Below are 26,338 nucleotides of genomic sequence, written 5' to 3'. Positions count from 1 at the left end.
ATTTATTTGGACACCGTTTGATTTCTCGGCTAATTGATGAACGGTGAAAACCTAACTTAGTTGCAATATAGGACAGATTAAAACCTGCTTCAAGATATGCTTCTATCTTTAGCCGATCAATTATGGTAATATGTAAGTAGCCCATAGGATCTCCTTGTGTCTGTTTGTGTGGTTACTTACAGTTTACACGATTTGAGAACCTATGGGTTTTTTGTTGCACTATATTTTACAATTTATCACTAGAAAAGAAAATTATGAACACAAAAATTTTAGAAACCTTAGAATTTAGCAAGATTAAAGAACTGTTTGCTCCCTATCTTCTGACCGAGCAGGGGCAGTTGGAGCTGGGCCTGCTTTTGCCGACTAGCAAGATGGAGACGGTGGCCTCAGCTTTTCTGGAAATGACAGATATGCAGCAGATTTTTGTGCAGCATCCGCACTTTAGTCTGGCTGCGACTCAGGATATTACTGCCTTGACCAAGCGCTTGGAGCTGGAGAGCGACTTGAATATTGAGGAGTTTTTGGCTCTCAAGCGCGTCTTGGCTGTGACTCAGGAGCTCAAGTCCTTTTATGAGGACTTGGAAAATGTGCACTTGGAAAAGCTGGACCGTCTGTTTGAGAACCTGGCTGTTTTCCCTAAGCTGCAAGGAAGTCTGCAGGCTGTTAATGATGGCGGCTTTATTGAAAGCTTTGCCAGCGAAAGTTTGAGCCGCATCCGCCGAAAAATTCAAGAAAATGAAAACCAGGTGCGGGAAATTCTGCAGGAGATTCTCAAAAACAAGGGAGAGATGCTGGCGGATCAGGTAGTGGCCAGCCGGAATGGCCGCAATGTGCTGCCCGTGAAAAATACCTACCGCAACCGCATTTCTGGTGTGGTTCACGATATTTCTGCCAGCGGCAATACCGTCTATATCGAGCCTAGAGCAGTTGTCAATCTCAACGAAGAAATTGCCAGCAGTCGGGCGGACGAGCGTTATGAAATTCAGCGGATTTTGCAGGAATTATCGGACCTCTTCCGTCCCCATGCAGCTGAAATTGCCAACAATGCTTGGATTATCGGACATCTGGACCTGGTGCGTGCCAAGGTCCGCTTCATGCAGGAGACGGGAGCGGTGGTGCCAGACCTGTCGGAAGAGCAGGATATCCAACTGCTCAGTGTCCGCCATCCCCTGATTGAAAATGCGGTGGCTAATGACTTGCATTTCGGGCCTGATTTGACAGAGATTGTCATTACTGGGCCTAATACGGGTGGTAAGACCATCATGCTGAAGACCTTGGGCTTGGCTCAGATCATGGCCCAGTCAGGTCTGCCGATTCTGGCGGACAAGGGGAGTCGCGTCGGGATTTTCAGTCAGATTTTTGCAGACATTGGTGATGAGCAGTCCATTGAGCAGAGCCTGTCGACTTTCTCCAGTCACATGACCAATATCGTCTATATTTTAGAGCAGGTTGATAGCGAGAGTTTGGTCCTGCTGGATGAGCTGGGAGCTGGGACTGACCCGCAAGAGGGTGCAGCTCTGGCTATTGCTATCTTGGAAGATTTGCGGCTAAGGCAGATTAAAACCATGGCGACGACCCACTATCCTGAGCTCAAAGCCTATGGGATTGAGACGGACTGGGTAGAGAATGCCAGCATGGAATTTGATACAGATAGTTTAAGGCCGACCTATCGCTTTATGCAGGGAGTGCCTGGCCGCTCCAATGCCTTTGAAATTGCTCGGCGTTTGGGCTTGTCGGAAGTTATCGTTGGCCATGCCCAAGAGCAGACTAACACAGACAGTGATGTCAATCGGATTATTGAGCGCTTAGAGGAGCAGACGCTGGAAAGCCGCAAGCGCTTGGATAATATCCGCGAGGTGGAGCAGGAAAATCTCAAATTTAACCGAGCCCTCAAAAAGCTTTACAATGAGTTTAACCGAGAAAAGGAAACCGAGCTCAATAAGGCGCGGGTGGAAGCCCAGGAAATCGTTGATTTGGCTTTGTCAGAGAGTGAGAGCATTCTCAAAAATCTCCATGATAAGTCCAGTCTCAAACCGCATGAGATTATTGAAGCCAAGGCTCAGCTTAAAAAGTTGGCACCAGAAACGGTTGATTTATCAAAGAATAAGGTGCTCAAGCAGGCCAAGAAAAATCGGGCGCCCAAGGTGGGAGATGATATCCTAGTCACCAGCTATGGTCAGCGGGGAACCTTGGTCAAGCAGCTCAAGGACGGCCGTTGGGAAGCTCAGGTCGGTCTTATCAAGATGACTCTAGAAGAGCAGGAATTTAATCTTCTCAAGGCTGAAAAAGAGCAGCAACCTAAGCGCAAGCAGGTCAATGTGGTCAAGCGGGGCAATATTGCTGGACCCAAAGCCAGACTGGACCTGCGCGGCAAACGCTACGAAGAGGCCATGGAAGAGCTTGATGCCTTTATCGATCAGGCCCTCCTCAATAACATGGCTCAGGTGGATATTATCCACGGTATCGGGACCGGCGTCATACGTGAAGGGGTGACAAAATACCTCCGCCGCAATAAGCATGTCAAGTCCTTCGGCTATGCTCCGCAAAATGCCGGCGGCAGCGGCGCGACGATTGTGATCTTTAAGTAAGAAGGATAAAGAAAAATGGCTGGTTAAGCCATTTTTTGTGCTATAATGTAGGCGTATAATAGATTGGAGGAAGAAGCCATGAGATTAAAACACGCATCAGATTCCTGCACGACTATTTTGGTGGGCAAGAAGGCCAGTTACGACGGTTCAACCATTGTGGCTCGTACAGAGGATTCACAAAATGGGGTTTTTACGCCCAAGAAATTTGTTGTAGTGGAGCCACAAGACCAGCCTCGCCATTATCAGTCAGTTTTGACATCCTTTGAGATGGATCTGCCGGACAATCCAGTCCGCTATACGGCAGTGCCAGATGCAGTTCCCAAGGATGGTATTTGGGGAGCTGCTGGGATTAACAGCTATAATGTTGCTGTTAGCGCGACGGAAACGATTACGACCAACAGCCGCGTGCTGGGGGCTGACCCTCTAGTAGAATCAGGTATCAGTGAGGAAGATATCCTTACGCTGGTTCTGCCCTATATCAAGACTGCTCGCGAAGGAGTTCTACGCTTAGGGAAAATCCTAGAAGAGTACGGCACTTATGAGTCCAATGGGATTGCTATTTCAGATATTAATGAAATCTGGTGGCTGGAAACCATTGGCGGCCACCATTGGATGGCGCGGCGGGTGCCGGATGATGCCTATGTGACCAATCCAAATCAGCTGGGTAGTGATTATTTTGAATTTAACAATCCTGAGCACTTCCTCTGTCATCCAAATCTCAAAAACTTTATCGAGGAAAACTATCTCAATCTGAATTACTCGGACGAGGGCTTCAATCCACGCTATGCTTTTGGCAGCCAGAAGGATAAGGACCGTCATTACAATACACCGCGTGCTTGGGACATCCAGCGTTTTCTCAATCCAGAAGTAGAGCAAGATCCAAGGAGTTTCTTCATTCCATGGTGCCGCAAGCCATACCGCAAGATCACGATCGAAGATGTCAAGTATGTCCTGAGCAGTCACTATCAGGATTCGCCTTATGATCCTTATGGAGCAGAGGGAGACCACCATAGCAGACGGGCCTTTAGGACTATCGGGATCAATCGGACCAGTCAGACAGCCATCTTGCAGCTGCGCCCTAATCAACCGCAGGAAACGACTGGGATCCAATGGCTATCCTACGGCTCCATGCCTTACAATACAGCCGTTCCTTTCTTTACTCAAGTCTCGACAACGCCAGATTACTTTGCCAACACGACAGACAAGGTTTCGACGGATTCTTTCTACTGGGCTAATCGACTCATTGCTGGGTTGGCTGATGCTCATTTTAGCAGTCATGTCGGAGACTTGGATGATTATCAGGAAAAGACCATGGCCTGGGGTAATGAAATGATTGGTCGGGTAGACCGAGCTCTGGCCAAGGGCGAGGATGTGGACTTTGAAGCTGAAAATCAAGCCATGAGCGACAAGGTGCAAGAAGCGACAGACCAACTCTTGGAGAAAGTTCTCTTGGATGCCAGCAATCTCATGACCAACCATTTCTCACTGAGTGATTGATAGGCATTGGTTGTTAAACTATGATGTTGTTCTAGAGGGAAAGGTTTATTATGGAAGAACTATTTAAACAATTGCTAACTCCTGCTATTATTACAGCTTTTACAGCACTAATTTCAGGAATATATGCATACTTTCAAAAGAAAAAAGAAGAATACAGAAAATATGTCTACGAAAATAAGCAAGAGGATTTTAAAAAACTAACAGTCTATGCTGAAGAAATTGCAGAACTTAGTCCAGAAAGTTCTGAGAAGATCAAGAAACTCTTATTTAAAATTTCTCAAAGGATAAACCCTTATGGCCGAAGGATTAAAACATTTGGATTATATCAATGGGTAAGAGATGATGGTTATATTTGGTTTAAAATAGATGATATTGGTAAGAAAATAAAGGAAGGGGGCGTTGAGTCTGAGGATTTAGAAGAATTAGCACATCGTATACAAGTGTCGAAGAGACTATTAGATGTGAAAATAGAGAAAGATGTCTCGTCAATTAGTAGTTCGCAACTTTGGTTCTATTTTTTACAGTACTCTATGTTGCTGCTTCAATTTTTATTAGGCTATTTTCTATTTCAACAATGGTCTAATACAAGTGATGAAAATCTGATAACGTCCATCCTTATTCTATCATACTGCTTACTTATTTCTATTTTCATTCTCCTAATTCTTCCAGAACGAATAGTTGGTAGTGGAGATAATGATAAAAAAATGATTATGTTGGAATATCTATTAATTCCTGCTGTTGATGCTTGGAGTATTGTAACTCTTTCTAGTGATAGAATTAATTTTGTAAAAAGTATTTCTTTGAGCGTAGTATTATTTTTATTATTTTCGTTTATAATTTTGCTGATTGTGGTTTTGAAATCTACAATCTTTGGAAAAAGTGAAGTTGGAAAAGTTTCCACAATATATAAATTTGAATATGCTTCTTTACAGTCTACCAAAGAAAAAGGAGTGTGGAAAAGTTTTATAGAAAATAACAAATTTTGTAAAAAGGGAAATAGGGTGGAATAAGATATAAACAGGAATTTCAATCTATATGTAGTGGCCGTAGCAAATATTTTTCTTTCTCTTGCTTTTGGTGTAAAATGTTATCAAAAGTAAGCTATTAAAGGAGAAGATTTATGGTAGCAGCAGTTACAGATGCAACATTCGCAGAAGAAACAAAAGACGGATTGGTTCTGATTGATTTTTGGGCAACTTGGTGTGGTCCATGCCGCATGCAGGCGCCTATCTTGGAGCAGTTGGCAGGGGAAGTTCATGAGGACGAATTAAAAATCCTTAAAATGGATGTGGATGAAAATCCAAATACTGCCCGCGAATTTGGCATTATGTCCATTCCGACCCTTTTGTTCAAGAAAGACGGTCAAGTCGTTAAGCAAGTCGCAGGTGTTCATACCAAAGACCAGCTCAAGGCTATTATCGCCGAATTAAGCTAAGCAAGAAGCCTCTGGGCTTCTTTTTTGTATCAAAAAACGTTTACATCCTTAAAAATTTTCACAAAATATTGACAAAAGGCGAATGTTCTTTTAGAATAATAGAAAATTAATAATCAACACCGAACGAAGTTTTTCAGAAAGAGGCGGGCGCTTCTGACTGTGAAATGGACGGAACTCTGGAGAGACCAGGAATGGCACCGAAGGGGCAAGGCGGTTTAGAACCGCTCAAACTCTCAGGTAAAAGGACAGAGCTAAGAGGCAGGGATTTCCCTACTCCAGCACATCCAGAGTACATGTTTTGCATGTGCTCTTTCTTTTTCTCGGTGTGAAAAGGAGCTTATATCATGTTGGAAATATTGAATCGTCTGGATTCTTTTGTTTGGGGTCCGCCCCTGCTCATTTTGCTGGTTGGTACCGGTATCTATCTCAGTCTGCGTCTGGGCTTGCTGCAGATTTTTCGACTTCCGCGTGCCTTTCGGCTAATCTTTGTATCGGACGAGGAGCATCAGGGCGATGTCTCGAGCTTTGCGGCTCTCTGTACGGCTCTGGCCGCGACTGTGGGAACGGGAAATATCATTGGAGTGGCAACTGCCATTAAAACCGGTGGACCGGGGGCACTCTTCTGGATGTGGGTGGCTGCTTTCTTTGGAATGGCGACGAAGTATGCCGAAGGCCTCTTGGCTATCAAGTACCGCCGCAAGGATGCTCATGGTGCTATGGCGGGCGGTCCCATGCACTATATCTTACTAGGGATGGGCGAGAAGTGGCGCCCGCTGGCCATCTTTTTCGCGATAGCTGGTATCTTGGTGGCTCTCTTGGGGATTGGGACCTTTACGCAGGTCAATTCCATCACAGAGGCCATGCAGAATACCATTCAGCTGCCTCCAGCTGTGACAGCTTCTATCTTGGCTATTTTGGTGGCTCTGGTTGTTTTCAGCGGCATCCAGTCTATTGCCCGAGTATCGACCAAGGTTGTGCCCTTTATGGCAGCTATTTATATTCTGGGGACTGTGACTGTCTTAGCGGTTAATCTCGATCGTCTGCTGCCGACTCTCCAGCTGGTCTTTAGCTCAGCATTTAGCCAGACGGCTGCTGTCGGCGGTTTTGCCGGTGCAACCATTCAGATGGCAATTCAAAACGGGGTCGCGCGTGGAGTTTTCTCCAATGAATCTGGTTTGGGGTCAGCGCCCATTGCAGCGGCGGCAGCTCGGACTAAGGAACCGGTAGAACAAGGCTTGATTTCCATGACCGGAACCTTTATCGACACCCTGATTATCTGTAGTCTGACAGGCTTGACGATTTTAATCACAGGAGTCTGGGATGGCAATCTCAACGGCGTGTCCTTGACTCAGGCAGCCTTTGCGAGTGTTTTTGCTAATTTTGGTCCGGTCTTGCTTTCAGTCTTTCTAGTTCTGTTTGCCTTTACGACTATCTTGGGCTGGAATTACTATGGTGAACGCTGTTTTGAATTTCTCTTTGGGGTGCGCTATATCCGCGTTTATCGCCTGCTATTTGTCCTGATGATTGTACTCGGTGGTTTTGTAGGTCTAGAGGCGGTCTGGATTCTTGCAGATATTGTCAACGCCCTCATGGCTTTGCCAAATTTAATCGCTCTTCTGGTGCTTTCTCCTATTGTTATCAGTGAAACGAATAAATATTTTGACAAGCATCGAAAGAACTAATTTTTGCACATAAAAAAGCCTCTAGCTTTCCGTAATGATGGAAGTCTAGAGGTTTTTGTTGAAATTAATAGCGTTTTTCTTTCGGCCAGCTGCTCATCTCGGCCACAGCTGTAAAGAGAACGTCAGTAGAAGAGTTGAGGGCTGTCTCGCAGGAGTCCTGAATGACACCGATAACGAAGCCGACGCTGACTACCTGCATGGCCAAATCATTGGAAATTCCAAAGAGGCTGCAAGCGACCGGAATGAGCAGGAGAGAACCGCCAGCTACGCTGGAGGCCCCGCAGGCAGAAGTTGCCGCTACAATACTGAGAACTAGAGCCGTTCCAAAGTCAACCCGGATACCCAGCGTGTTGACAGCAGCCAAGGTCAGGGTGTTTATAGTGATGGCAGCTCCTGCCATGTTGATAGTGGCTCCCAGAGGAATAGAGACCGAGTAGGTCTCTGGATTGAGCCCCAGATCCCGACAGAGTTTCATATTGACGGGGATGTTTGCCGCAGAGCTGCGCGTGAAAAAGACAGTCACACCACTGACTCGCAAGCAGCGCCAGACCAAGGGATAGGGATTGTCCACCAGCTGAAGCAGAAGATTGCTGAGGACTTGTCCGATTCCATCTGGCGGAGAAACCTTTTGGGAGGACGAAGCCAACTCTATACTAATGGGAAAGAAGAAGTTGACTAGAACCGCTACCAAGGCCGCCGCAAAGGTTCCCAGAAGATAGAGCAAGATGACAGTTTTCATATTGCTCTTTTGCCCTTTCTGCTGTTGAGACAGGGCATTTGCCACCAGAGCAAAGACGAGGAGCGGAGCGATGGCCTTGAGGCCGCCAACGAAGATTTGGCCTAGAAGTCTGATGGCCTGTGCTTGGGGGAAGATGACAGCCAGCAGGACACCAATGCCAATACCGATGGAAATCCGCTTGATTAGATTGGTTTTATTCCAAATGGTGATGAAGCGATGGAGCATGTAAGTTCCTTTCTTGTCTTAGATACTTATTTTATTATACGATAGAAAGGGGGGGGTGAAAGCAACGCTAGGTCGGACTAACCATTCTATGTCCGCGCTGATTGGTCTTTGTGGTATAATGGTAGTAATCTTTTTGGAGGTAGCCTATGTCTAAGACCGGAAATGTCTTTTCCCGCTATATCCAGCAGTTTGACTGGAGCAAGATTGCAGATGACCTCTTTTCCAAGCTGGTCTCTTTACTTCTGCTTTTTATCTTATTTTACATCGTTAAGAAAATCCTGCATTTGTCAGTGACCAAGATCATTGCTCCCTCTCTCAAGCTATCCAAACAGGATGTAGCCAGACAGAAAACCATTACTCGTCTGATTGAGAATCTGCTTAATTATGTCTTGTATTTTCTCTTAATTTACTGGGTTTTATCTATCTTGGGACTGCCGGTTTCCAGCCTTTTAGCTGGTGCCGGAATTGCCGGGGTGGCCATCGGAATGGGAGCCCAGGGCTTCCTGTCGGATCTGGTCAATGGCTTCTTTATTCTTCTCGAGCGACAGTTAGATGTCGGTGACAATGTCCGCCTGACTAACGGTCCTATCAACATCGCTGGAACAGTAATCAGTGTCGGGATTCGGACGACGCAGGTACGGGACGCGGACGGAACGCTTCATTTTGTACCCAACCGCAATATCATGGTTGTCAGTAATCTTTCCCGTGGAGATATGCGGGTTCTGATTGATATCCCCATTTATGCCCAGACGGATTTGGACGAGATTTACCGCATTATTGCCAAGGTCAATGAAGAAGCAGTGCCAGAACATCCAGAGATTCTTAAAGAGCCGAATATCTTGGGGCCGCAGATGGCTTCAAATGGTCAGTTTAACTTCCGTATCAGCATGATAGTGCAGGGAGGCATGCAGATTTCTATTTACCATATTTTCTACCGTCTTTACCATGAGGCGCTTTTGCGAGAGGGGATTGAGCTTCCGACGCTTGGCCCTCTTTCAAAAGGCAAGTAATTATTGATTAGAAAGGTCCATATGAATCAGCGAATTCAGCAGGAGATTGTCAGTGAGGACAATCTTGTTTACCGTTTAAAACGTCCTCTCCACAAGCAGGGGCTCTTTTGGGCAGCTCTGGTGTCTGGTATTATCATCTTTCTTCTGGCCTTGCTCAGCATTCTCCTCGTCATCACCACGATTGGCCTTATGGAGGAAAATGACCATCTCAAGTCTCTCACGGGCTACCATAACTCACCTCTTGATTCCTATTCCAGTCATGCTTTTGAGAAAACAGTTGAATTTTCCAGCGGACTCAAGGTGACAGTTCATTCGGCAGTGGAAGATAGCAAGAGAGCTATGAGCGATGAGTCAACAGGAGTAGCTGTCGTTGCGACTATCACGGTTGAAAATACTTCTAAAAAGCCCATTCTGGTCAGTCCTTATGACTTTGGACTTTATGACAAGAAGGAGAATGTCTATATTTTGGACGGCTCAACCTTTGACAATACACAAATCGGCACCAATCTGGCGCCAGGCAAGTCTATACGCTTTGACTTGGTATTTGACGGGGAAGGCGGCGATGAGGATACCTATACCGTGACCTACGAAAATGCTAAGTGGCAAAAGGAGAAAAGCAAGCCAAAGCAAGAGAAAAAGAAGGAGCAATAGGGAAAATTATCCCATTACTCTAATGTCTTTGCTATTTTCCGCACCCAGATTTGAAAGTGGAGGCATCAAATTGAATAGATAAAAGAAGATTTGAGGCAAAAGTTTCAAATCTTTTTCTTGACCCTGACCTTAGAGGAGGGTGTATACTGGTGAAAATTAGAAAAGGAGATTACCATGAAAATCAATATGATTCGTTCGGATAAAGTTTATCAAGAGATGCTAGAGCTGCCTTTAGAAAAGAGAGAAGGCTGTTTTCGGGCTAATATTTTAGCACCTTTTGCAACAAAATATCAAACGCAACACATTCCTCTGAAAGCGAAGTATCCCGGAGGCTTTGATGCTCTTTTCCTACTTGGCTTTATGAATCAGCTACCCGGCACTCTGTCAGAAAAGGATAGACCGGCTATTGATGCTCTGAGCTCTGATCAACTCTGGCAAAATTGTCAAGATACCATCAAGAGGAGTATCGGTCTTTTTGAGCAAGCTGGCTATGATTTAGAGGTTGAGGATTACTATTTTACTATTTTGTTAGGCAATCCAGAAAAGCCCATGTTACAGATCAATAAGGGTTACAGCGGAGATGGAGGAATTCCAGGCTACCTCATGCTTAGTCTGCTGCCAAATGACTATACTTTACCACGTGTGCAGGCGGCGTTAGCCCACGAGTGCAACCATAATGTCCGCTTCCAATTTATCAAATGGAACCAGCAGACGACACTAGCAGACTGGGTAGTTAGTGAAGGATTGGCAGAGTCTTTTGCTGCTGAGCTCTATGGCAAAGATCTCATTGGGCCTTGGGTTACTTCAACCAGTCCAGAGCAGTTAGAAGAGATTAAGCCCATCATCTCCAGTCAGCTTCAGCTAACGGGGATGGCGGAAATGGCTCCTTACCTCTATGGTGATGAAATTGCAGAGATACAGGGTCAAATACCGGTTGGTATGCCTTATGCTGCGGGCTATGCTTATGGCTATCATCTGATACAAGCTTATCTGAAAAAGACTGGCAAGAGCATTACTGAGGCTACGGTGTCACCGACAGAAGAAATTTTAGAAGCGACTAAAGACTTTTGGAAATGACACATTTTTGCTTGAAAATCTACCAGAACCTGATATAATGTAGGTGATTTCTGGAGGTATCAGTATGCATTACAAAAGAATTGAGTTAAAAGTCACAAATCAAGGTATCCATGAGCGCAAGATTTTTCAGGGTGTTAAGATTTTCAGCCGCAGCAAGCTGTCCAAAGATCAGAAAAGCATTCTGACGCAGAAGATTTACCTGACACCGAAGCAAAACATTGTTTACTATCAACGGACAGATGTCAACTATGACCAGAACTGGCATCATAAGAAGGATTATTATGAACTAGCTTATGGTCAGTTGGACAGAGAGACTGTTTTTAAGGTTTGCCAAGATTTTGACGAACTAAGTCCTTTCCTGGAGAATAAGCTGTTAGAGAAGCTAAAAGAAAAGCAGGTAGCAGGCAAATTTTTTGAAAAATTAGATATATAAAAATCCGGCTGCTTTGATAAGCAGTCGGATTTATTCTAGTTTGATAGTTCTTAGACAATACCTTGGGGAATCATAGCATTTGCTACGTTTTCGAAGGCAGCGATATTAGAACCAGCCAGATAGTCTTTACTAAGTCCGTAAGTTTCAACGGTAGTTTTATCTGTGTTGGGGATGCTGGTCATGATGTTCTTGAGACAGCCAGAGTATACTGACATCTATTCATCTGATAAGAGGGATTTTATCATCCAGATATTCATAGCTGGGTGGCCAGCAGCGTTAGAAATTGGTTGTTGCAGTGATGTAAAACCATAGTGTTGATAGACGGCCACGGCCGTAGCAAGTTCAGTAGTGGTTTCTAGATAAAGCTGTTCATAACCTGCTAGGCGGGCTTCTTGGAATATCTGCTTTATCAGCCGACTGGAATAACCTTTGCCACGACTGTTTTTAGTGACATACAGTTTTTGTAATTCAGCAATTTTATCAGACACAGGTGCAAAGCCACCGCAGCCAACGAGATGACCTTCATCTTCCATAACAAAGTAAGCTGCCCTCTCTTGATGTTGATAATAGTCGGCCAAATGATCTAGATGAGAATCAAAGTAGACAGTTCCTGGTTTGTCAAGTCCGAATTCTTCTAGGCTGGCTCGAATGAGCTGCGCTACAGCTGGATTGTCTCTCACTTCCATTGGCCGTAAGTTCATCATTTGTCCTCCGATAGGATGTATCAACTAGTTAAACAATACCTTGCGCAATCATAGCATTGGCTACGTTTTCGAAGGCAGCAATGTTAGCACCAGCCAGGTAGTCTTTGCCAAGTCCGTAAGTTTCAGCGGTAGTCTTAGCTGTGTTGAAGATGTTTGTCATGATATCCTTGAGACGGCCGTCAACTTCTTCGCGAGTCCATGACAGACGAAGGCTGTTTTGGCTCATTTCCAGAGCAGATACAGCTACACCACCAGCATTAGCTGCTTTAGCAGGTCCGTAGAAGATACCATTTTCTTTGTAGACTGCGATAGCATCCAGGTCACTCGGCATGTTGGCACCTTCAGATACACAGATAACGCCTTGAGCAACCAAACGTTTAGCTGCGTCACCATTGATTTCATTTTGTGTCGCACATGGCAGAGCGATGTCATATTTCTCAGCGTAAGTCCAGACAGAACCTTCATGGTAAGTAGCAGTTGCTTTTTCAGCAGCATATTCTGTCAAGCGAGCGCGGCGTTTTTCTTTAACATCAACCAAAAGATCAAAGTCAATACCGTTTTCATCGATAACATAACCGTTTGAGTCAGAAACAGAGATAACAGTTGCACCAAGCTCAGTTGCTTTTTGAAGAGCGTATTGGGCTACGTTACCAGAACCGGAAATAACCACCTTCTTGCCAGCAAAGCTTTGACCATTAGCTTTAAGCATTTCTTCGGTGTAGTAAACCAAGCCATAACCAGTAGCTTCTGGACGAATCAAGCTGCCGCCAAATCCAAGGGGTTTACCAGTCAAGACACCAGCGTCGAATTGGTTAAGGCGTTTGTATTGACCATAGAGATAGCCGATTTCACGTCCACCGACACCAATATCACCAGCTGGAACGTCAAGAGACGGGCCGATGTGCTTTTGCAATTCTGTCATAAAGCTTTGGCAGAAGCGCATCACTTCAGCATCAGTCTTACCTTTTGGATCAAAGTCAGATCCGCCTTTACCACCGCCGATTGGCAGGCCAGTCAATACATTTTTAAAGATTTGCTCAAATCCGAGGAATTTCAAGATACCTTGGTTTACAGTTGGGTGGAAACGAAGTCCGCCTTTATAAGGACCAACTGCTGAGTTAAATTGTACGCGGTAACCACGGTTGACTTGTACGTTACCTTCGCGGTCTACCCAAGGAACACGGAAGCTGATCACGCGCTCAGGCTCAGTAATACGCGCTAGGATGTTTTCTTCGATGTATTCTGGGTGTTTTTCAAAAACGGGCTCCAAAGTATTGAGAAACTCTTCAACAGCTTGGAGGAATTCTGCCTCGTGTCCGTTGCGGGCTTTTACGGTCTCGAAAGTGCTTTGGATATATTCTTTAGCAGTTGTCATCTGTCATTCTCCTTTAAATAAAATAGTAAACCATCCTGTCGAAAGCTGCTTGCAACTTATGTGACGAGGATGTGTTTAAATTTTTAAAACAGGCATCTTTTAGATGTCATATTTTATTACATGGAACATTATAGCAGACTTTTTTTCTCTTGTAAAGAAAAAAGTTGAATTTTCTAAAAATTCCTACAATTTGTTTTCTGAAATATTCCAGAAAATAGCTGAGCGAACTGGATGTTTTCCGAACGTTAGTCAGGAATTGCTGGTTTAAAAAACGAAAAAGCGGAGTTTGGTGATATAATAGAGGAAATGAGCTAAAGGCACTCGCCTTCAGAAGAAAAAGGAGCGTTTTACTATGGTTTCGACATCTACACAGATTGCTGGTTTTGCATTTGACAACTGCCTGATGAATGCAGCTGGGGTTGCCTGCATGACAAAAGAGGAACTGGAGGAAGTCAAAGATTCTGCTGCGGGAACATTTGTGACCAAGACGGCGACACTGGAATTTCGTCAGGGAAACCCAGAACCGCGCTATCAGGATGTTCCGCTGGGGTCTATCAACTCCATGGGCCTGCCCAACAATGGTTTGGACTACTATCTTGACTACCTGCTGGAACTCCAGGAAAGCGAAGCAAATCGGACTTTCTTCCTCTCTTTGGTCGGTATGTCGCCAGAAGAAACCCACACTATTCTTAAGAAAGTGCAGGCAAGTGACTTTAAAGGCATTACTGAGCTCAATCTCTCCTGTCCCAATGTCCCTGGCAAGCCACAGATTGCCTATGACTTTGAAACGACGGAAAAAATCTTGGCAGAGGCTTTTGCTTATTTCACCAAGCCGCTGGGTATCAAGCTGCCTCCTTATTTTGACATCGTGCATTTTGATCAAGCCGCTACGATTTTTAACAAATATCCGCTCAAGTTTGTCAATTGTGTAAACTCAATCGGAAACGGCCTTTACATAGAAGATGAGTCAGTGGTCATTCGTCCGAAAAATGGTTTTGGAGGTATCGGAGGTCAGTATATCAAGCCGACTGCTCTGGCCAATGTCCATGCCTTTTACCAACGTCTGAAACCGGAAATCCAAATCATTGGAACTGGTGGTGTCCTGACGGGGCGCGATGCCTTTGAGCATATCCTCTGTGGTGCCAGTATGGTGCAAGTAGGAACAACCCTTCATAAAGAAGGAGTGGCCGCCTTCGAGCGCATTACCGCAGAACTCAAGGTTATTATGGAAGAAAAAGGCTATGAAAGCTTAGAAGATTTTCGAGGAAAATTGAAGTATATTGAGGAGTAATTAAAATACGGCTGTTTCAGATTGAAGAAATCTCCATATTAGAAGACTTTTAAGGCAACGGTAATATCTGAGAACTACTGACCTCCACCTTTTAAAGGATACCCTAAAACTGTGTTATACTACAAATAAAATAAATTGATAAGATATTTGAAGGGGAAATTACGATGAATAAAACATTCTTATGGAGTGGGCTTAGTATTCTAGTAGTTACGGGACTGATTATCATAGGATTTAGTATGTATCAAAACCAGAAGAAGCAAAAGATGATACGCATTGCGACTAGTAGAGAAGCAAGGAAGGTTTATGAAGAACATATGAGAGCGAATGATCCTAATGCTCTAACAAGAGAAGGAGTTATTCAATCTTATGAAATTGATACTGAGACATTAGAATATAATCCGATGGGAGGTCTGATGGTTCGATTGTATTTTAATAACAATAAAGAATTAGACTTTCATTTTGGATTGATAAAAAATGACAATGGAGACTATGAAACATATGGATATACCGTATCTCCTAAATTATCAGCTTTGTTAAAGGAAAATGTTAAATGAGCAAAAAATATGTAAATGAATAAAATCTTCAGACGGCTATGACTGAATATAACGATAATTCTCTTAATGGTGAAGTAAAAGATCAATATGGCTAAAAAAATGAGACCGGTTGTCGGCGAGCAAAAAAATAAATATGATGAGATTCTGCCTGTATAATAGTAGTTATAGTCAGTAGCAGAAATCATTTTTGAGTTGAATCACTATAAAATTTACTCCTTTTATGAGAAAATAGTCGCAAAGAAATGAGGTGTTATTATGGCTGAAATTTATTTAGCAGGTGGATGCTTCTGGGGATTGGAAGAGTACTTTTCTCGCATTGAGGGTGTGGAGGAAACGACAGTGGGATATGCCAATGGACAGGTGGAATCAACCAACTACCAGCTGATTCACCAGACGAATCATGCAGAGACGGTTCATCTAGTCTATGACGAAAAGCGGGTTAGCCTGCGGGAAATCCTGCTCTATTATTTCCGAGTCATTGATCCTCTGTCAGTCAATAAGCAGGGAAATGATGTAGGACGTCAGTATCGGACGGGCGTTTACTATACCAATCAAGCCGATAAGACAGTCATTGAGCAGGTCTTTGCTGAACAGGAAAAACAACTGGGACAAAAGATTGCTGTTGAGCTAGAACCTTTGCGCCATTATGTTCTAGCTGAGGACTATCATCAGGATTATCTCAAGAAAAATCCTGGTGGCTACTGCCATATCAATGTCAATGATGCCTATCAGCCCTTGGTCGATCCAGGCCAATACGAGAAGCCTACAGATGTGGAACTAAAAGAGCAGCTGACGGAAGAGCAGTATCAGGTGACCCAGTATAGTGCGACAGAGCGCCCTTTCCATAATGCCTACAATGCCACTTTTGAAGAAGGAATTTATGTAGATGTGACGACTGGTGAGCCCCTCTTTTTTGCTGGAGACAAGTTTGAATCTGGCTGCGGCTGGCCTAGCTTTAGCCGGCCGATTGCCAGAGATGTTCTAAAATACTATGAAGACAAGAGTCATGGCATGGAGCGGATTGAAGTGCGCAGCCGTTCTGGTAATGCCCATCTGGGCCATGTCTTCACTGACGGTCCAGAAGCAGCAGGCGGCTTGCGCTACTGTATCAACTCAGCAGCTCTGCGATTTATTCCAAAAGAGAAAATGGAAGCAGAAGGATACGGCTATCTGCTGACCTTCATGCAGTAAAAGGGTATAAAATCAACTCAAATGCTTCAAACAGTCATATAATTTTTTTATCACGGCGATAAATTATTTATATAAGCCAAGTCTCCTTTAACATGGTAAAATGAGAAGTAATCTTATAAAATAGAAGATTTAGAATTTTATCCATTAAAGGAGAATAAATGATGAATTTGAAAAAAATCTTTTCAGTAGGCTTAGTTGGCCTTGCAGCCTTGGGTTTGGCAGCTTGCGGCGGAGGTGCAAAAAATAAAGATGCTGCTAGTGATGATAAAAAAATCTTGGTAGTTGCTTCGCCAGCACCTCATGCTGAGATTTTGGAAGCGGCTAAACCGATTTTGAAAAAAGAGGGCTATGATTTAGAAGTTAAAATTGTCAATGATTATGTGACACCTAATAAACTAGTCTTTGATGGTGACGCAGATGCAAACTTCTTCCAGCATACTCCCTACTTGGATAAATTTAACAAAGAGAATAATGAAAATTTGGTAAGTGTGGGGAATGTTCATATTGAGCCAATGGCGTTATATTCTAAGAAATACAAGTCTATCAAAGATTTGCCAAACGATGCTGTAGTATATGCTTCAACCAATCCTGCTGAAGTAGGTCGCTTTATTGATCTTTTTGTCAAAAATGGTTTGATGAAGATTAAAGATGGGGTAGATCCAGTCGATGCTCAGTTGAAAGATATTGTTGAAAATCCAAAGAATATCCAGATCAAAACAGAGATTGCTCCAGAATTGTTGGTACAAACCTATAACAATGATGAAGGAGATGCAGTTATTATCAACTCAAACTTTGCTATTGATGCGAAGCTTTCTCCAGTCAAGGACTCTATTGCTCTTGAGGATAGTGAATCACCATATGCAAATTTGATTGCTGTTAGACCAGCTGACAAAGATTCCGAAAAAATCAAAGCGTTGATTAAGGTATTGCAAGGTGATGAGATTCAAAAATTCATCAAGGATAAATACAAGGACGGATCAGTTATTCCAGCAAAATAATGAGATATAAAAGACGAACGCTTGGAGGCGACTCTGACTTACATCAAGCACAGATTTCCTCCTAAGTTCGTTTTTTTCATAGAATAAGCTATTTTATCCACTCTATGTAAGAAAATGAATGATTGCGCATCATGAAAAAATGAAAGGACTAATAATGATTCGTATTGAGAATGTATCTAAGTATTACCATACCAAGCAAGGTTTGGTAAAGGCTGTTGATGATGTTTCACTAGATATCCAAACAGGTGAGATTTATGGGATTATAGGCTTTTCTGGCGCAGGAAAGAGCACTTTAGTTCGCTTGCTGAATGGTCTTGAAACGGTTAGCAAAGGTACTGTAACCATTAACGATAAAAATATTAGCAGCCTGAAACGGAAAGACTTGTTAGAAGCACGTAAAAAGATTGCGATGATTTTCCAGCATTTCAATTTGCTCTGGTCTCGAACAGTGGAGCAAAACATTGCCTTTCCGCTGGAAGTTGCGGGAGTTCCTAAGGATGATCGTCTTAAACGTGTCAATGAGTTGATCGAGTTAGTAGGTTTAAAAGGGCGAGAAAAATCATATCCAGCTCAATTATCTGGTGGTCAGAAACAGCGTGTAGGGATCGCTCGTGCATTAGCTAATAACCCAGAAGTTCTTCTTTGTGATGAGGCAACGAGTGCATTAGATCCTAAAACAACCGATGATATACTGAGACTTCTAGTGGATATCAATAAGAAACTTGGACTGACTATTATTATGATTACCCATGAGATGCATGTGGTCAGTCAGATTTGCCATAAGGTTGCCGTTATGGAGAATGGGCGTGTAGTCGAAGAAGGGCAAGTCATTGATGTCTTTAAGAATCCTCAGCAGGAAATCACCAAACAGTTTGTCGGAGAAGAATTTGCGGAAGATGACCTGACACATGTCTATCATCATCTAGAAAAATCGCTAAAATCTGGAACTCTGGTTCGCATCCAATATCTGGGAGATAAGACAGCAGAAGGCATGCTTTCGAACGTTATTCGGGATTTGGATGCTACGATTACGATTCTGCAAGCCAAAGTCAATGTAACCCAAAAAGGCCCGTTGGGCTCCATGGTTATTGTGGTCGAAGAAAATGAAGAAAAGACACACGAAGTTCTGGATCGTTTCCGTCAGGCTGGTGTCAGTGTGGAGGTGTTAGATAATGTTCGCTAGTGTAGAACAAAGAGGGTTCTTGGCTCTCCTGAACGAAATGTTGAGTTTTAAAAATGTTGTTTGGGAAAATTTAATTGTTGCTATTCAAGAGACCTTGTATATGACTCTGGTATCAACATTTTATGTCTTTGTTATAGGATTGATTTTAGGATTATTTCTCTATCTTACAGGTCCTAACAAAGTTCTAGCCAACAGGTTTGTTAATTTTTTACTGGCAGGGATCATTAACGTATTTCGTTCCATTCCTTTTATCATCCTTTTGGTTTTATTGATTCCTTTTACTCGTTCAATCATGGGAACAATTATTGGTCCGGAAGGCGCCATTCCAACTCTAGTTATCAGCGCGGCTCCATTTTATGCTCGCTTAGTTTCTATTGCTCTAAATGAAATACCGTCTGGTGTCATTGAGGCTGCAGAATCTATGGGAGCTAATACTTTTCAGGTCATTTGGAAAGTGCTAATACCAGAATCTTTACCTGCACTTGTTTCTGGTATTACTGTAACTGCTATTGCTCTAGTAGGATCAACTGCTATTGCTGGGGTAATTGGTGCAGGCGGTCTTGGTAACCTTGCTTATCAAGTTGGTTTTACTCGGAATATGCAAGATGTTATTTTTGTATCAACAGTTTGTATTTTGATATTGGTATTTATTATTCAAATTCTTGGTGACTTCGTTACTAAGAAAGTTGATAAACGTTAAGTTGGTTTTGGAGAGCTCCATATGGGGCTCTTTTTAATGCCGTAATTGTATTAAAAGACTTGCGCAATTAGATTAGGCTTGTTATAATAGCTAAAATCTCCTAGTGAGGAGATAGGATTTTGATAAACAATGCACCAGACTTAGTACGACTAGAGAAGGGGATAGAATGACAGAGAAAATTAAAAAGTTTGTAGGTAACTTGTGGGCTTTTATTAAAAAGCATGGTCTCATTTCAGCACTTGTTTTGATTATAGGAATCTTGATTTTGGCCAATATTTATTCTGGTGACAAGCATCCGCAAAATCAGAATCATTTAGTTGGTGAAAGTACAACAATGAACCCTGGTGAAAAAGGCTATTTTCTGAAATCTAAGATTGAGAATTTGTCTTTTATTTATCAAGGAAATCTTCTCTACGGATTTGTTCTCAAAGGCGAGGACTACTGGGTTACGGATGATGATGTTATTGAAGTGGAAATTTCCTTGAAGAACTATGTTAGTCAAGAATCTTTTCAGAAAGATGATTCTGATAAATTTAAGTTAACCATTCACCGTATGGACGAAGAGCTAGATGGTGAGACAGGCAAACATAAGACAATTCAGGTAGATGTGTTTGAAGACTTTGCTGAAGAAGATGAGAATCTCCTACCTGTTGGAATTGATCGTAGGATTTATACAGAAACTTCAAGTGCTAACGGCTACGTTTCCCATCACCTCTTAATTCATGCAATAAATCGGAAAACAGGAGAAGAATCAGATTGGCTCTATGGTGTTGATATTCCTGGACTTTTGACAGATGTCTCAGATGGTAAATCAAGCTATAAATCTTATAGTCTAGCAACTACTTCCGACTTGTTACCTATGTTTTCTAACAGTATAGAATCTCCTTATAAATTTTCTTCTAATCATATTGTAGGGTTACTAAATTATGAAGCAGGGACTTCTGAATACAATTCAAAAACGAAAAAGACAGAATATATTAGTGCCCTGGCTAGAGCTTTGAAGGAACAACCAGATAGGCTTGATAATTTGCGCTTAACACAGCAATTCCCGAAAGCAACGGAAAATTTGAAAAAGGGTGGTAAATTTTATTGGATCAATACCAACCTTTCAGGAATGACTTACCTGACTCGTTTGCTAGCACCTATTGAACAGGATAATATTTTGGAAGGCTGGCAAGTCCCGGCAAATCAAACTCGTGATCTACAAAGTCATACAGTAGGGAGTTACAGTGATTATGTAAATCTTGCCTATGATGAAGGAAATTTTTCAATAGGAGTGAAAAATGAATTAGCACCTTTTATTGGACAGAATAGAGCTGATGAAACTGCTTTTTATTGGCAAATCAAAAAAGGGAACTTATCTATAGTAGATTCCCCATATAAAGTTGGAGAACTCTATTATTCTCGCTGGGTTAAGTATCTATGGGCGTCCAATACATTGGGAAAAGCTATCTACGCGGATGACGAAGAATATACCGAAAAAGAGATAAATAATCTGGAAGCAACTTTCGCTGCTCGCCAGAAGGGAGAACTGGCAGCAGAATCACCGGTTGTAGTAGCGATTCACAGTTATGGTTATAAGTCATCAGGTTTGAAGGTAGATTATACTAGTAACCAACTGGAGCGGATTAAGAAATTAACTGCTGAAGGTCCAAATCAAAATATTTATTTTGTTTTTGTAACAGCAGCTAATTCAAGCAATCTATCTCAATCTCAAGCAATTCTTGATTTGGCCAAGGAACAGCCTCAAAAACTGATTGCAACTAAGTTTGATGATCAAATTATTGCTAATAACATTTAATCCAAGGCGGATTCATCTCTCTTGGGGGACCAGAATATTCTCTTTATGGATGGGGAGTCTGAATATTTAGTCTACAATCCAGTCAATACACCTGTTTATGATCTCCAAAAAGAAGCAAACCGTCAGCTTATTGATAAAGTAAATAAGGTAAATTAGAATTTTGATTTAAAATGGAAAGGAGTTGAAATGAAAGCTTATACAAATGTCAATCTGGTGACCTGTGACAGCGCATTTCATGTTTACCGGGACGGGCTGCTAGTGGTTGAGGACGACCGCATTGCCTACTGCGGTCCCTATGATGAAAACTGGCTAGGAAAATGCAGTGAAACAGTGGATTATGAAGATGCTTGGATCATGCCAGGGCTGGTCAACTGTCATACTCACTCGGCCATGACCTTGCTGCGCGGGATTCGTGATGACAGCAATCTGCATGAATGGCTGGAGGACTATATCTGGCCAGCAGAAAGTCAATTCACAGCGGATCTAACGACCCAGGCTGTCCAGCTGGCTCTAGCTGAAATGTTACAGTCAGGAACAACGACTTTTAACGACATGTATAATCCTCAGGGAGTGGATGTTGACCGGATTTATCAGACTGTGCGGCAGTCTGGTATGCGTTGCTATTTCTCACCAACACTCTTTAGCTCAGAGTCGGAAACAGCAGAAGAGACTCTGGCACGTACTCGGGCCATTATTGAGAAAATCCGCTTCTATGATGATGAAGATTTTCAGGTTATGGTGGCGCCTCACTCGCCCTATGCCTGTGACGAAGATCTGCTAAAGGGTAGTCTTGAGCTAGCGCGTGAGCTGGATTTGAAGCTTCATATCCATGTGGCGGAGACACAGGAAGAAAATAAAATCATTCTGGAGCGCTATGGTAAACGGCCTCTGGCTTTCTTAAAAGACCTAGGCTACTTGGATCAGCCAGCAATTTTTGCTCACGGAGTTGAATTGAATCCGTCAGAGATTGCGGATTTAGCGGCTTCACCAGTCAGCATCGCCCACAATCCTATCAGCAACCTCAAGCTGGCTTCTGGAGTAGCTCCGGTGACGGACTTATTAGCCGCTGGAGTGACCGTTGGCTTAGCGACAGACTCTGTCGCTTCCAATAATAATCTGGATATGTTTGAAGAAGGTCGGACAGCTGCTCTCCTTCAGAAGATGCGGGCAGGCGATGCGACCCAGTTTACAATTGAGCAGGCTTTAAAAGCTTTGACCATTGAAGGAGCCAAAGCTCTGGGATTAGAGAAGAAAATCGGCAGTCTGGAAATGGGCAAACAAGCCGATTTCATTGTCATTCAACCTAAGGGACGACTTCACCTCTATCCTTTGGAAAATATGCTATCGCACCTAGTGTACGCAGTCAAAGGCAGCGATGTTCAGGATGTCTACATTGCAGGGCGACAGGTTGTCCGAGACGGCCAAGTGCTGACCGTTGATGTAGGAAGTTTGGGGTAAGAATGAAAGCCGATTTTCAGCTCGTTGATCAGCTCTTAGAATTGAAAAAATAGAAAATGAAGCAGGAGAATGGGAGAGATTGCCGCAATTTGAAGATTGTAGCATGCTTCTCCCTCCTCTGCTTTTTGCTTTCCTTTTCTTTTGGCAGTAAAAATAGTACAATATAGTAAAGATTGATGCGTTATTATCAAGCAAGAAAAAGCGGAGAGATGTGATGGATAAAAAAAATCTTTGGGAGAAAATTCAGACTTTTTTTCAGGAACTTTGGAAAAAGATATCGGGTTTTGCTGTGGAGTATACTCTCCTGACAGATGCCTACCAAGCTTGGCGGGGTTGGATTAAGAAGTTGCCGCTTTCTCTTCCTAAGTTCTTTAAAAAACAGCTTAGCAATCGCCAGTTTGTCGGTGCGCTTTTGACAGTTGTTGGGATGTCAGCCGGATTAATTCTGCTGTCGGAGCATGTGCAGGATTTCACCTTTCTGTCTCCTAGTAAGAAAGAGCAGCAGTCGGATTCCTCTCAGAATCAAACGGTTCGTATCATGGCGACTGGGGATTTGCTTTATCACGACGGCCTTTATCTGAGCGCCCAGAAAGAAGATGGAACTTATGATTTTTCTGAGAATTTCCAATATGCTAAGGAATGGCTTCGGCAGGGAGATTTGGTCTTAGGGGACTTTGAAGGCACGATTCGGCCGGACTATCCCTTGAATGGCTATCCACTTTTTAATGCTCCAGAAGCCGTAGTTCCAGCAATCAAGGATGCTGGCTATCAGGTGATGGACCTGGCTCATAATCACATTTTAGACTCTGGCTTAGAGGGAGTTTTCACTACAGCTCAGGCTTTTGAAAAAGAGGGAATCACTCCCATCGGTGTTTATCCGCATGAAAAACGCAGTCAGGCACCGATTTTGATAAAGGAAGTCAAAGGCATTAAGATTGCACTGCTGGCTTACTCCTATGGCTACAATGGAATGGAAGGGCTTCTCAGTCAGGAAGACTATGATAATCGCCTGTCCGATCTGGATGAAGAAAAGATGCGGGCGGAGATTGAACGGGCAGAAAAGGAAGCTGACATCACAGTCGTCATGCCTCAGATGGGGATAGAGTACCAGCTGGAGCCAACAGAGGAGCAGATGACCCTCTACCATAAAATGGTTGACTGGGGAGCAGATATCGTCTTTGGAGGCCATCCTCATGTGGTTCAGCCGGCGGAGATTTTAGAGAAAGACGGCCAGAAGAAGCTGATTATGTATTCTATGGGGAATTTTATTTCCAATCAGCGCATCGAAACCATGGAGGAAATTGAAAATGCTCATTGGACTGAGCGCGGAGTGCTGATGGATGTTACCATTGAAAAGACAGCATCAGGCACGCTGATAAAAAGTGCTCAGGCTCATCCGAGCTGGGTCAGCCGAGTTGAAAAGGGCGCTACTTCGGCAGACGGTCTACCTTTATACACTTACCAGACCTGGATTTTGGACGACTTTGTCGAAGGTGGCAAGTATCGAGACAAACTGGATCAAGAAACCAGAGCACGGATTGATACCGCCTATCAGGAAATGAATTCTCATGTTGGACTGAATTGGCCGGGGCAATAAATTGCTTGAATATGATTTTAGCCAGATTGGATTTACCAATCTGGCTTTTGCTGTTTTGAAATTTAAGATTTTGTTATAATTAAAAAGGATTATAGAACTGTTAATGAATGAAACTGACCGCTTTCGAGCTCGTCTATTATGTTATTGGAAAGAAAATGAAATGTATTTTGGTTTGTGGTTGCTTTTGTATCTTATACCTATGTTTATCTTGTTTTTGTTGCTAGTGTGCTCCCTGGTCTTGTTGATTTTCTGCCTGTTTCTGAGAAGAAATCTCTTTAAGGAAAAGCAGGGGCGCAATTTGCTGCTAGCTATCTTTTGGCTGGGACTCTTCAATCTTCTGCTGAACTTGCTAGTATAGAAATGATTGGATGATAGGAACTAGCTTTATCCTTGTTGGTTGAAACTAAATATTGATTGAAAATTAAAGAAAGGCGAAATATGAATTTTTTTGAACAACTTTTTCTTTTAATAGACTTTTTAATTCACTTTTTACCACTCTTATTTATCTTTGTTGTTTTTATCGTTTCATGGATAGTTTATATCTGTATAAAGAAACCTTTCTACAAAAGCATTTATGGGAAAGTGATTAGTCTACTCTTTTTGGGAACCTTGATTTGGAATCTGGTTTATTTTGGCGGAGAAGATCATGGTGGCTCTTACCAATTAGTAAAATTAAAGCCAGGTGAAGCTGTTTATGTAAAGATTAAAAAGCCTTATCTTGACCTAATAAAGGGTTCAGGAGTCAGTGTTTTAAAATTTAAAGATAAAACAGATGGGAAAATTAGAATATACGATTCTTATTTGAGAGAGCAGATAGGTGAAAATGAGTATATCTATGATGCAGAAAAAAAGTCTGTTCACTACTATAATGAAAAGGATGGGGGGATAACAATCCCAAACGAACAGGCTTTATCCGATTTAGGTGTTGAGTTTAACGAAAACTATAGCATTGATGTCAACTTTACCCAAAATAGAACGTTTGTTTTTAGTGTAAGCGACAGTGATCAAGATATCACTGTCCAAAACGAATCAGATAAACCCATATCTTTTTATGTCAAAGCCTATCACAGAGTCTATGGCTCAGAAGGCAGGGACCGAGATCTAGAATAATATCTTACAAACATGTTGCTGTTTCTATCCTTCTTATAATATTAGCATTACAAAAAACGAATACCCTCAGCATATTTTGTCAGCAGGTATTCGTTTTTATTTTCTATTTTAGAGCTTCATTTCTTCCGATACTGGCTTGGTGTCATTTGGTAGTATTTTTTGAACTGGCGGTTGAAGTTGGACAGGTTATTAAAGCCAGCCTGGCTGGAGATTTCCAGTACAGAGAGATTGGAGTGCTGCAGGAGTTCGGCTGCCTTGCGAAGGCGGAATTGAATCAGGTACTCAATGCAGGAAACGCCCAGATGCTTCTTGAAGAAGTTCATGAAATGGGTGGAGCTGTAGCCACAGATGCCAGCCAATTGGTCAATATTCAGGTCTTCTTGGTAATGGGCATTGATGTAGTCAATGATGGAGCGAATCTTTTCTTCCTTGCGATAGCCTTCTGGTGACAGGTCTTTGGAAATGACATAGCCGTTCTCAAAGAGCAGGTAGAAGAGCTGGTTGAGCTGGGCTTTGAGCTGAAATTCGTAGTGAGATTTGCGGAAATAGCCTGTTTCCATAGCTGCTAAGAGGCACTGGCGAATCTCCGCATAGGCTGTATCATTGGGCTTGATCACATGAGTCAAGTCCAGCTGACCATTGTAGAGGGGCTGCAGATAGTTGATGCTGGCCTGATCCATGGCAGAGTAGCCCATCAGATCCAGATGGAAATTAATAGCGTCCATATAATGGCGCTCGTCGTTGATGGGGTGGATGGAGTGCAGGGCATTGGGGCGAATCAGGATAATATCACCTTTTTCACTGTTAAAGTAGTCGTCGTCAATATGAAATTGTGCTTTTCCTTCATGGACATAAATCATTTCAACATCGGTATGCCAGTGGAAAAGAATATCTGGATGACCATTCTCAGTGATGGTGCGGGTCAGAGAATAAGGGGTTCCTTGGTTTTTAAAAACGGTATTTTTATGTAGTTGGCCTAAATCAATCATGGGGACACTCTTTCATAGAATAGTACAATTTATTAAGATAATTGTGTTAG

The 26,338-nt window shown here is 42.8% G+C and carries 24 protein-coding genes, 2 pseudogenes and 1 riboswitch; of the genes and pseudogenes, 20 read left to right on the top strand and 6 right to left on the bottom strand.

All coding sequences use genetic code 11. The annotated features are described in order from the left end of the window. On the bottom strand, positions 1 to 145 hold a 145-nt coding region (locus D8877_RS02350), incomplete at its 3' end, for a helix-turn-helix domain-containing protein (protein WP_142999421.1). A gap of 109 nt (positions 146 to 254) precedes the next feature. Here D8877_RS02350 and D8877_RS02345 point away from each other — a divergent pair. The 5 genes from D8877_RS02345 to D8877_RS02325 all read left to right on the top strand — a co-directional run bounded on the left by D8877_RS02345 (position 255) and on the right by D8877_RS02325 (position 7,202). Continuing rightward, a complete protein-coding gene (locus D8877_RS02345) occupies positions 255 to 2,588 on the top strand; it encodes an endonuclease MutS2 (protein ID WP_125352333.1) in 2,334 nt (777 codons plus the stop codon). Between the two features lie 78 nt (positions 2,589 to 2,666). Further along, positions 2,667 to 4,085, top strand: a complete 1,419-nt coding sequence (locus D8877_RS02340; protein WP_125341125.1) for a C69 family dipeptidase — start codon at positions 2,667 to 2,669, stop codon at positions 4,083 to 4,085. A gap of 50 nt (positions 4,086 to 4,135) precedes the next feature. Next, complete coding sequence (locus tag D8877_RS02335; protein WP_260468640.1) at positions 4,136 to 5,095, top strand: hypothetical protein; 960 nt, start codon at positions 4,136 to 4,138, stop codon at positions 5,093 to 5,095. 110 nt (positions 5,096 to 5,205) lie between these two features. Beyond that, positions 5,206 to 5,520 carry a thioredoxin gene (gene trxA / locus D8877_RS02330; protein WP_002898369.1) on the top strand — a complete coding sequence of 105 codons (315 nt, stop codon included), beginning with the start codon at positions 5,206 to 5,208 and terminating at the stop codon, positions 5,518 to 5,520. A gap of 166 nt (positions 5,521 to 5,686) precedes the next feature. After that, a riboswitch (glycine riboswitch) is annotated at positions 5,687 to 5,779 on the top strand. Between the two features lie 85 nt (positions 5,780 to 5,864). Further along, on the top strand, positions 5,865 to 7,202 hold the full coding sequence (locus D8877_RS02325) for an alanine/glycine:cation symporter family protein (RefSeq protein ID WP_125341124.1): 1,338 nt from the start codon (positions 5,865 to 5,867) through the stop codon (positions 7,200 to 7,202). Between the two features lie 64 nt (positions 7,203 to 7,266). Here D8877_RS02325 and sstT read toward each other — a convergent pair whose 3' ends face one another. Further along, positions 7,267 to 8,166 (bottom strand): serine/threonine transporter SstT, encoded by a 900-nt coding sequence (sstT, locus tag D8877_RS02320; protein WP_125352331.1) that lies wholly within the window; start codon positions 8,164 to 8,166, stop codon positions 7,267 to 7,269. A 146-nt stretch (positions 8,167 to 8,312) separates the two neighbouring features. On the opposite strand from sstT, the gene D8877_RS02315 reads away from it, so the two are divergent. The 4 genes from D8877_RS02315 (at position 8,313) to D8877_RS02300 (ending at position 11,337) form a co-directional block, all read left to right on the top strand. After that, the gene (locus D8877_RS02315; protein ID WP_002896584.1) at positions 8,313 to 9,176 is read left to right on the top strand and encodes a mechanosensitive ion channel family protein; all 864 of its coding nucleotides are present in this window, start codon (positions 8,313 to 8,315) and stop codon (positions 9,174 to 9,176) included. A gap of 21 nt (positions 9,177 to 9,197) precedes the next feature. After that, complete coding sequence (locus D8877_RS02310; RefSeq protein WP_125352329.1) at positions 9,198 to 9,827, top strand: DUF4352 domain-containing protein; 630 nt, start codon at positions 9,198 to 9,200, stop codon at positions 9,825 to 9,827. 174 nt (positions 9,828 to 10,001) lie between these two features. Next, positions 10,002 to 10,904 (top strand): DUF2268 domain-containing putative Zn-dependent protease, encoded by a 903-nt coding sequence (locus tag D8877_RS02305; protein ID WP_125352327.1) that lies wholly within the window; start codon positions 10,002 to 10,004, stop codon positions 10,902 to 10,904. Positions 10,905 to 10,968: 64 nt separating this feature from the next. Continuing rightward, positions 10,969 to 11,337: an EXLDI protein gene (locus D8877_RS02300; protein ID WP_002929172.1), complete on the top strand. Its 369-nt coding sequence runs from the start codon at positions 10,969 to 10,971 to the stop codon at positions 11,335 to 11,337. A 50-nt stretch (positions 11,338 to 11,387) separates the two neighbouring features. Here D8877_RS02300 and D8877_RS02295 read toward each other — a convergent pair. The 3 genes and pseudogenes from D8877_RS02295 to gdhA form a co-directional block, all read right to left on the bottom strand. Next, positions 11,388 to 11,537, bottom strand: a pseudogene (locus D8877_RS02295) (NADP oxidoreductase); the annotation flags it as partial. Positions 11,538 to 11,552: 15 nt separating this feature from the next. After that, entirely contained in the window at positions 11,553 to 12,038 is a 486-nt protein-coding gene (locus tag D8877_RS02290) for a GNAT family N-acetyltransferase (protein ID WP_125352343.1), read from the bottom strand. Between the two features lie 31 nt (positions 12,039 to 12,069). Then, complete coding sequence (gdhA, locus tag D8877_RS02285; protein ID WP_125352323.1) at positions 12,070 to 13,416, bottom strand: NADP-specific glutamate dehydrogenase; 1,347 nt, start codon at positions 13,414 to 13,416, stop codon at positions 12,070 to 12,072. A gap of 352 nt (positions 13,417 to 13,768) precedes the next feature. Here gdhA and D8877_RS02280 point away from each other — a divergent pair, with 352 nt between their 5' ends. The 11 genes and pseudogenes from D8877_RS02280 (at position 13,769) to D8877_RS02230 (ending at position 25,299) form a co-directional block, all read left to right on the top strand. Next, positions 13,769 to 14,707 (top strand): dihydroorotate oxidase, encoded by a 939-nt coding sequence (locus D8877_RS02280; protein WP_125352321.1) that lies wholly within the window; start codon positions 13,769 to 13,771, stop codon positions 14,705 to 14,707. A 164-nt stretch (positions 14,708 to 14,871) separates the two neighbouring features. Next, entirely contained in the window at positions 14,872 to 15,261 is a 390-nt protein-coding gene (locus D8877_RS02275) for a DUF1310 family protein (protein WP_125352319.1), read from the top strand. Positions 15,262 to 15,516: 255 nt separating this feature from the next. Further along, on the top strand, positions 15,517 to 16,452 hold the full coding sequence (msrB, locus tag D8877_RS02270) for a peptide-methionine (R)-S-oxide reductase MsrB (protein WP_125352317.1): 936 nt from the start codon (positions 15,517 to 15,519) through the stop codon (positions 16,450 to 16,452). A 158-nt stretch (positions 16,453 to 16,610) separates the two neighbouring features. Further along, positions 16,611 to 17,450, top strand: coding sequence for a MetQ/NlpA family ABC transporter substrate-binding protein (locus D8877_RS02265; protein WP_376739358.1), 840 nt, complete (start codon positions 16,611 to 16,613; stop codon positions 17,448 to 17,450). A 154-nt stretch (positions 17,451 to 17,604) separates the two neighbouring features. Continuing rightward, complete coding sequence (locus D8877_RS02260; RefSeq protein ID WP_260468639.1) at positions 17,605 to 18,633, top strand: methionine ABC transporter ATP-binding protein; 1,029 nt, start codon at positions 17,605 to 17,607, stop codon at positions 18,631 to 18,633. Then, positions 18,623 to 19,333: a methionine ABC transporter permease gene (locus tag D8877_RS02255; RefSeq protein WP_002910662.1), complete on the top strand. Its 711-nt coding sequence runs from the start codon at positions 18,623 to 18,625 to the stop codon at positions 19,331 to 19,333. The genes D8877_RS02260 and D8877_RS02255 overlap by 11 nt, the downstream gene beginning before the upstream one ends. 166 nt (positions 19,334 to 19,499) lie before the next feature. Further along, complete coding sequence (locus tag D8877_RS02250; RefSeq protein WP_125352313.1) at positions 19,500 to 21,134, top strand: hypothetical protein; 1,635 nt, start codon at positions 19,500 to 19,502, stop codon at positions 21,132 to 21,134. A 186-nt stretch (positions 21,135 to 21,320) separates the two neighbouring features. Beyond that, positions 21,321 to 22,592 (top strand): TRZ/ATZ family protein, encoded by a 1,272-nt coding sequence (locus D8877_RS02245; RefSeq protein ID WP_125352311.1) that lies wholly within the window; start codon positions 21,321 to 21,323, stop codon positions 22,590 to 22,592. 214 nt (positions 22,593 to 22,806) lie between these two features. Continuing rightward, positions 22,807 to 24,189, top strand: coding sequence for a CapA family protein (locus D8877_RS02240; protein WP_125352309.1), 1,383 nt, complete (start codon positions 22,807 to 22,809; stop codon positions 24,187 to 24,189). A gap of 174 nt (positions 24,190 to 24,363) precedes the next feature. Continuing rightward, positions 24,364 to 24,561 (top strand): annotated as a pseudogene (locus D8877_RS12495) (RhtB family transporter). A 66-nt stretch (positions 24,562 to 24,627) separates the two neighbouring features. Beyond that, a complete protein-coding gene (locus tag D8877_RS02230; protein WP_125341230.1) occupies positions 24,628 to 25,299 on the top strand; it encodes a hypothetical protein in 672 nt (223 codons plus the stop codon). A gap of 116 nt (positions 25,300 to 25,415) precedes the next feature. On the opposite strand, the gene D8877_RS02225 is transcribed toward D8877_RS02230, so the two are convergent. Continuing rightward, positions 25,416 to 26,288, bottom strand: coding sequence for an AraC family transcriptional regulator (locus tag D8877_RS02225; RefSeq protein ID WP_002932053.1), 873 nt, complete (start codon positions 26,286 to 26,288; stop codon positions 25,416 to 25,418). Positions 26,289 to 26,338: the final 50 nt, after the last annotated feature.

Source organism: Streptococcus sanguinis (genome assembly GCF_003943735.1).
Classification (GTDB): Bacteria; Bacillota; Bacilli; order Lactobacillales; family Streptococcaceae; genus Streptococcus; species Streptococcus sanguinis_E.
The sequence above is the reverse complement of the archived record's forward strand: the minus strand, read 5'-3'. Positions and strand labels throughout refer to the sequence as shown.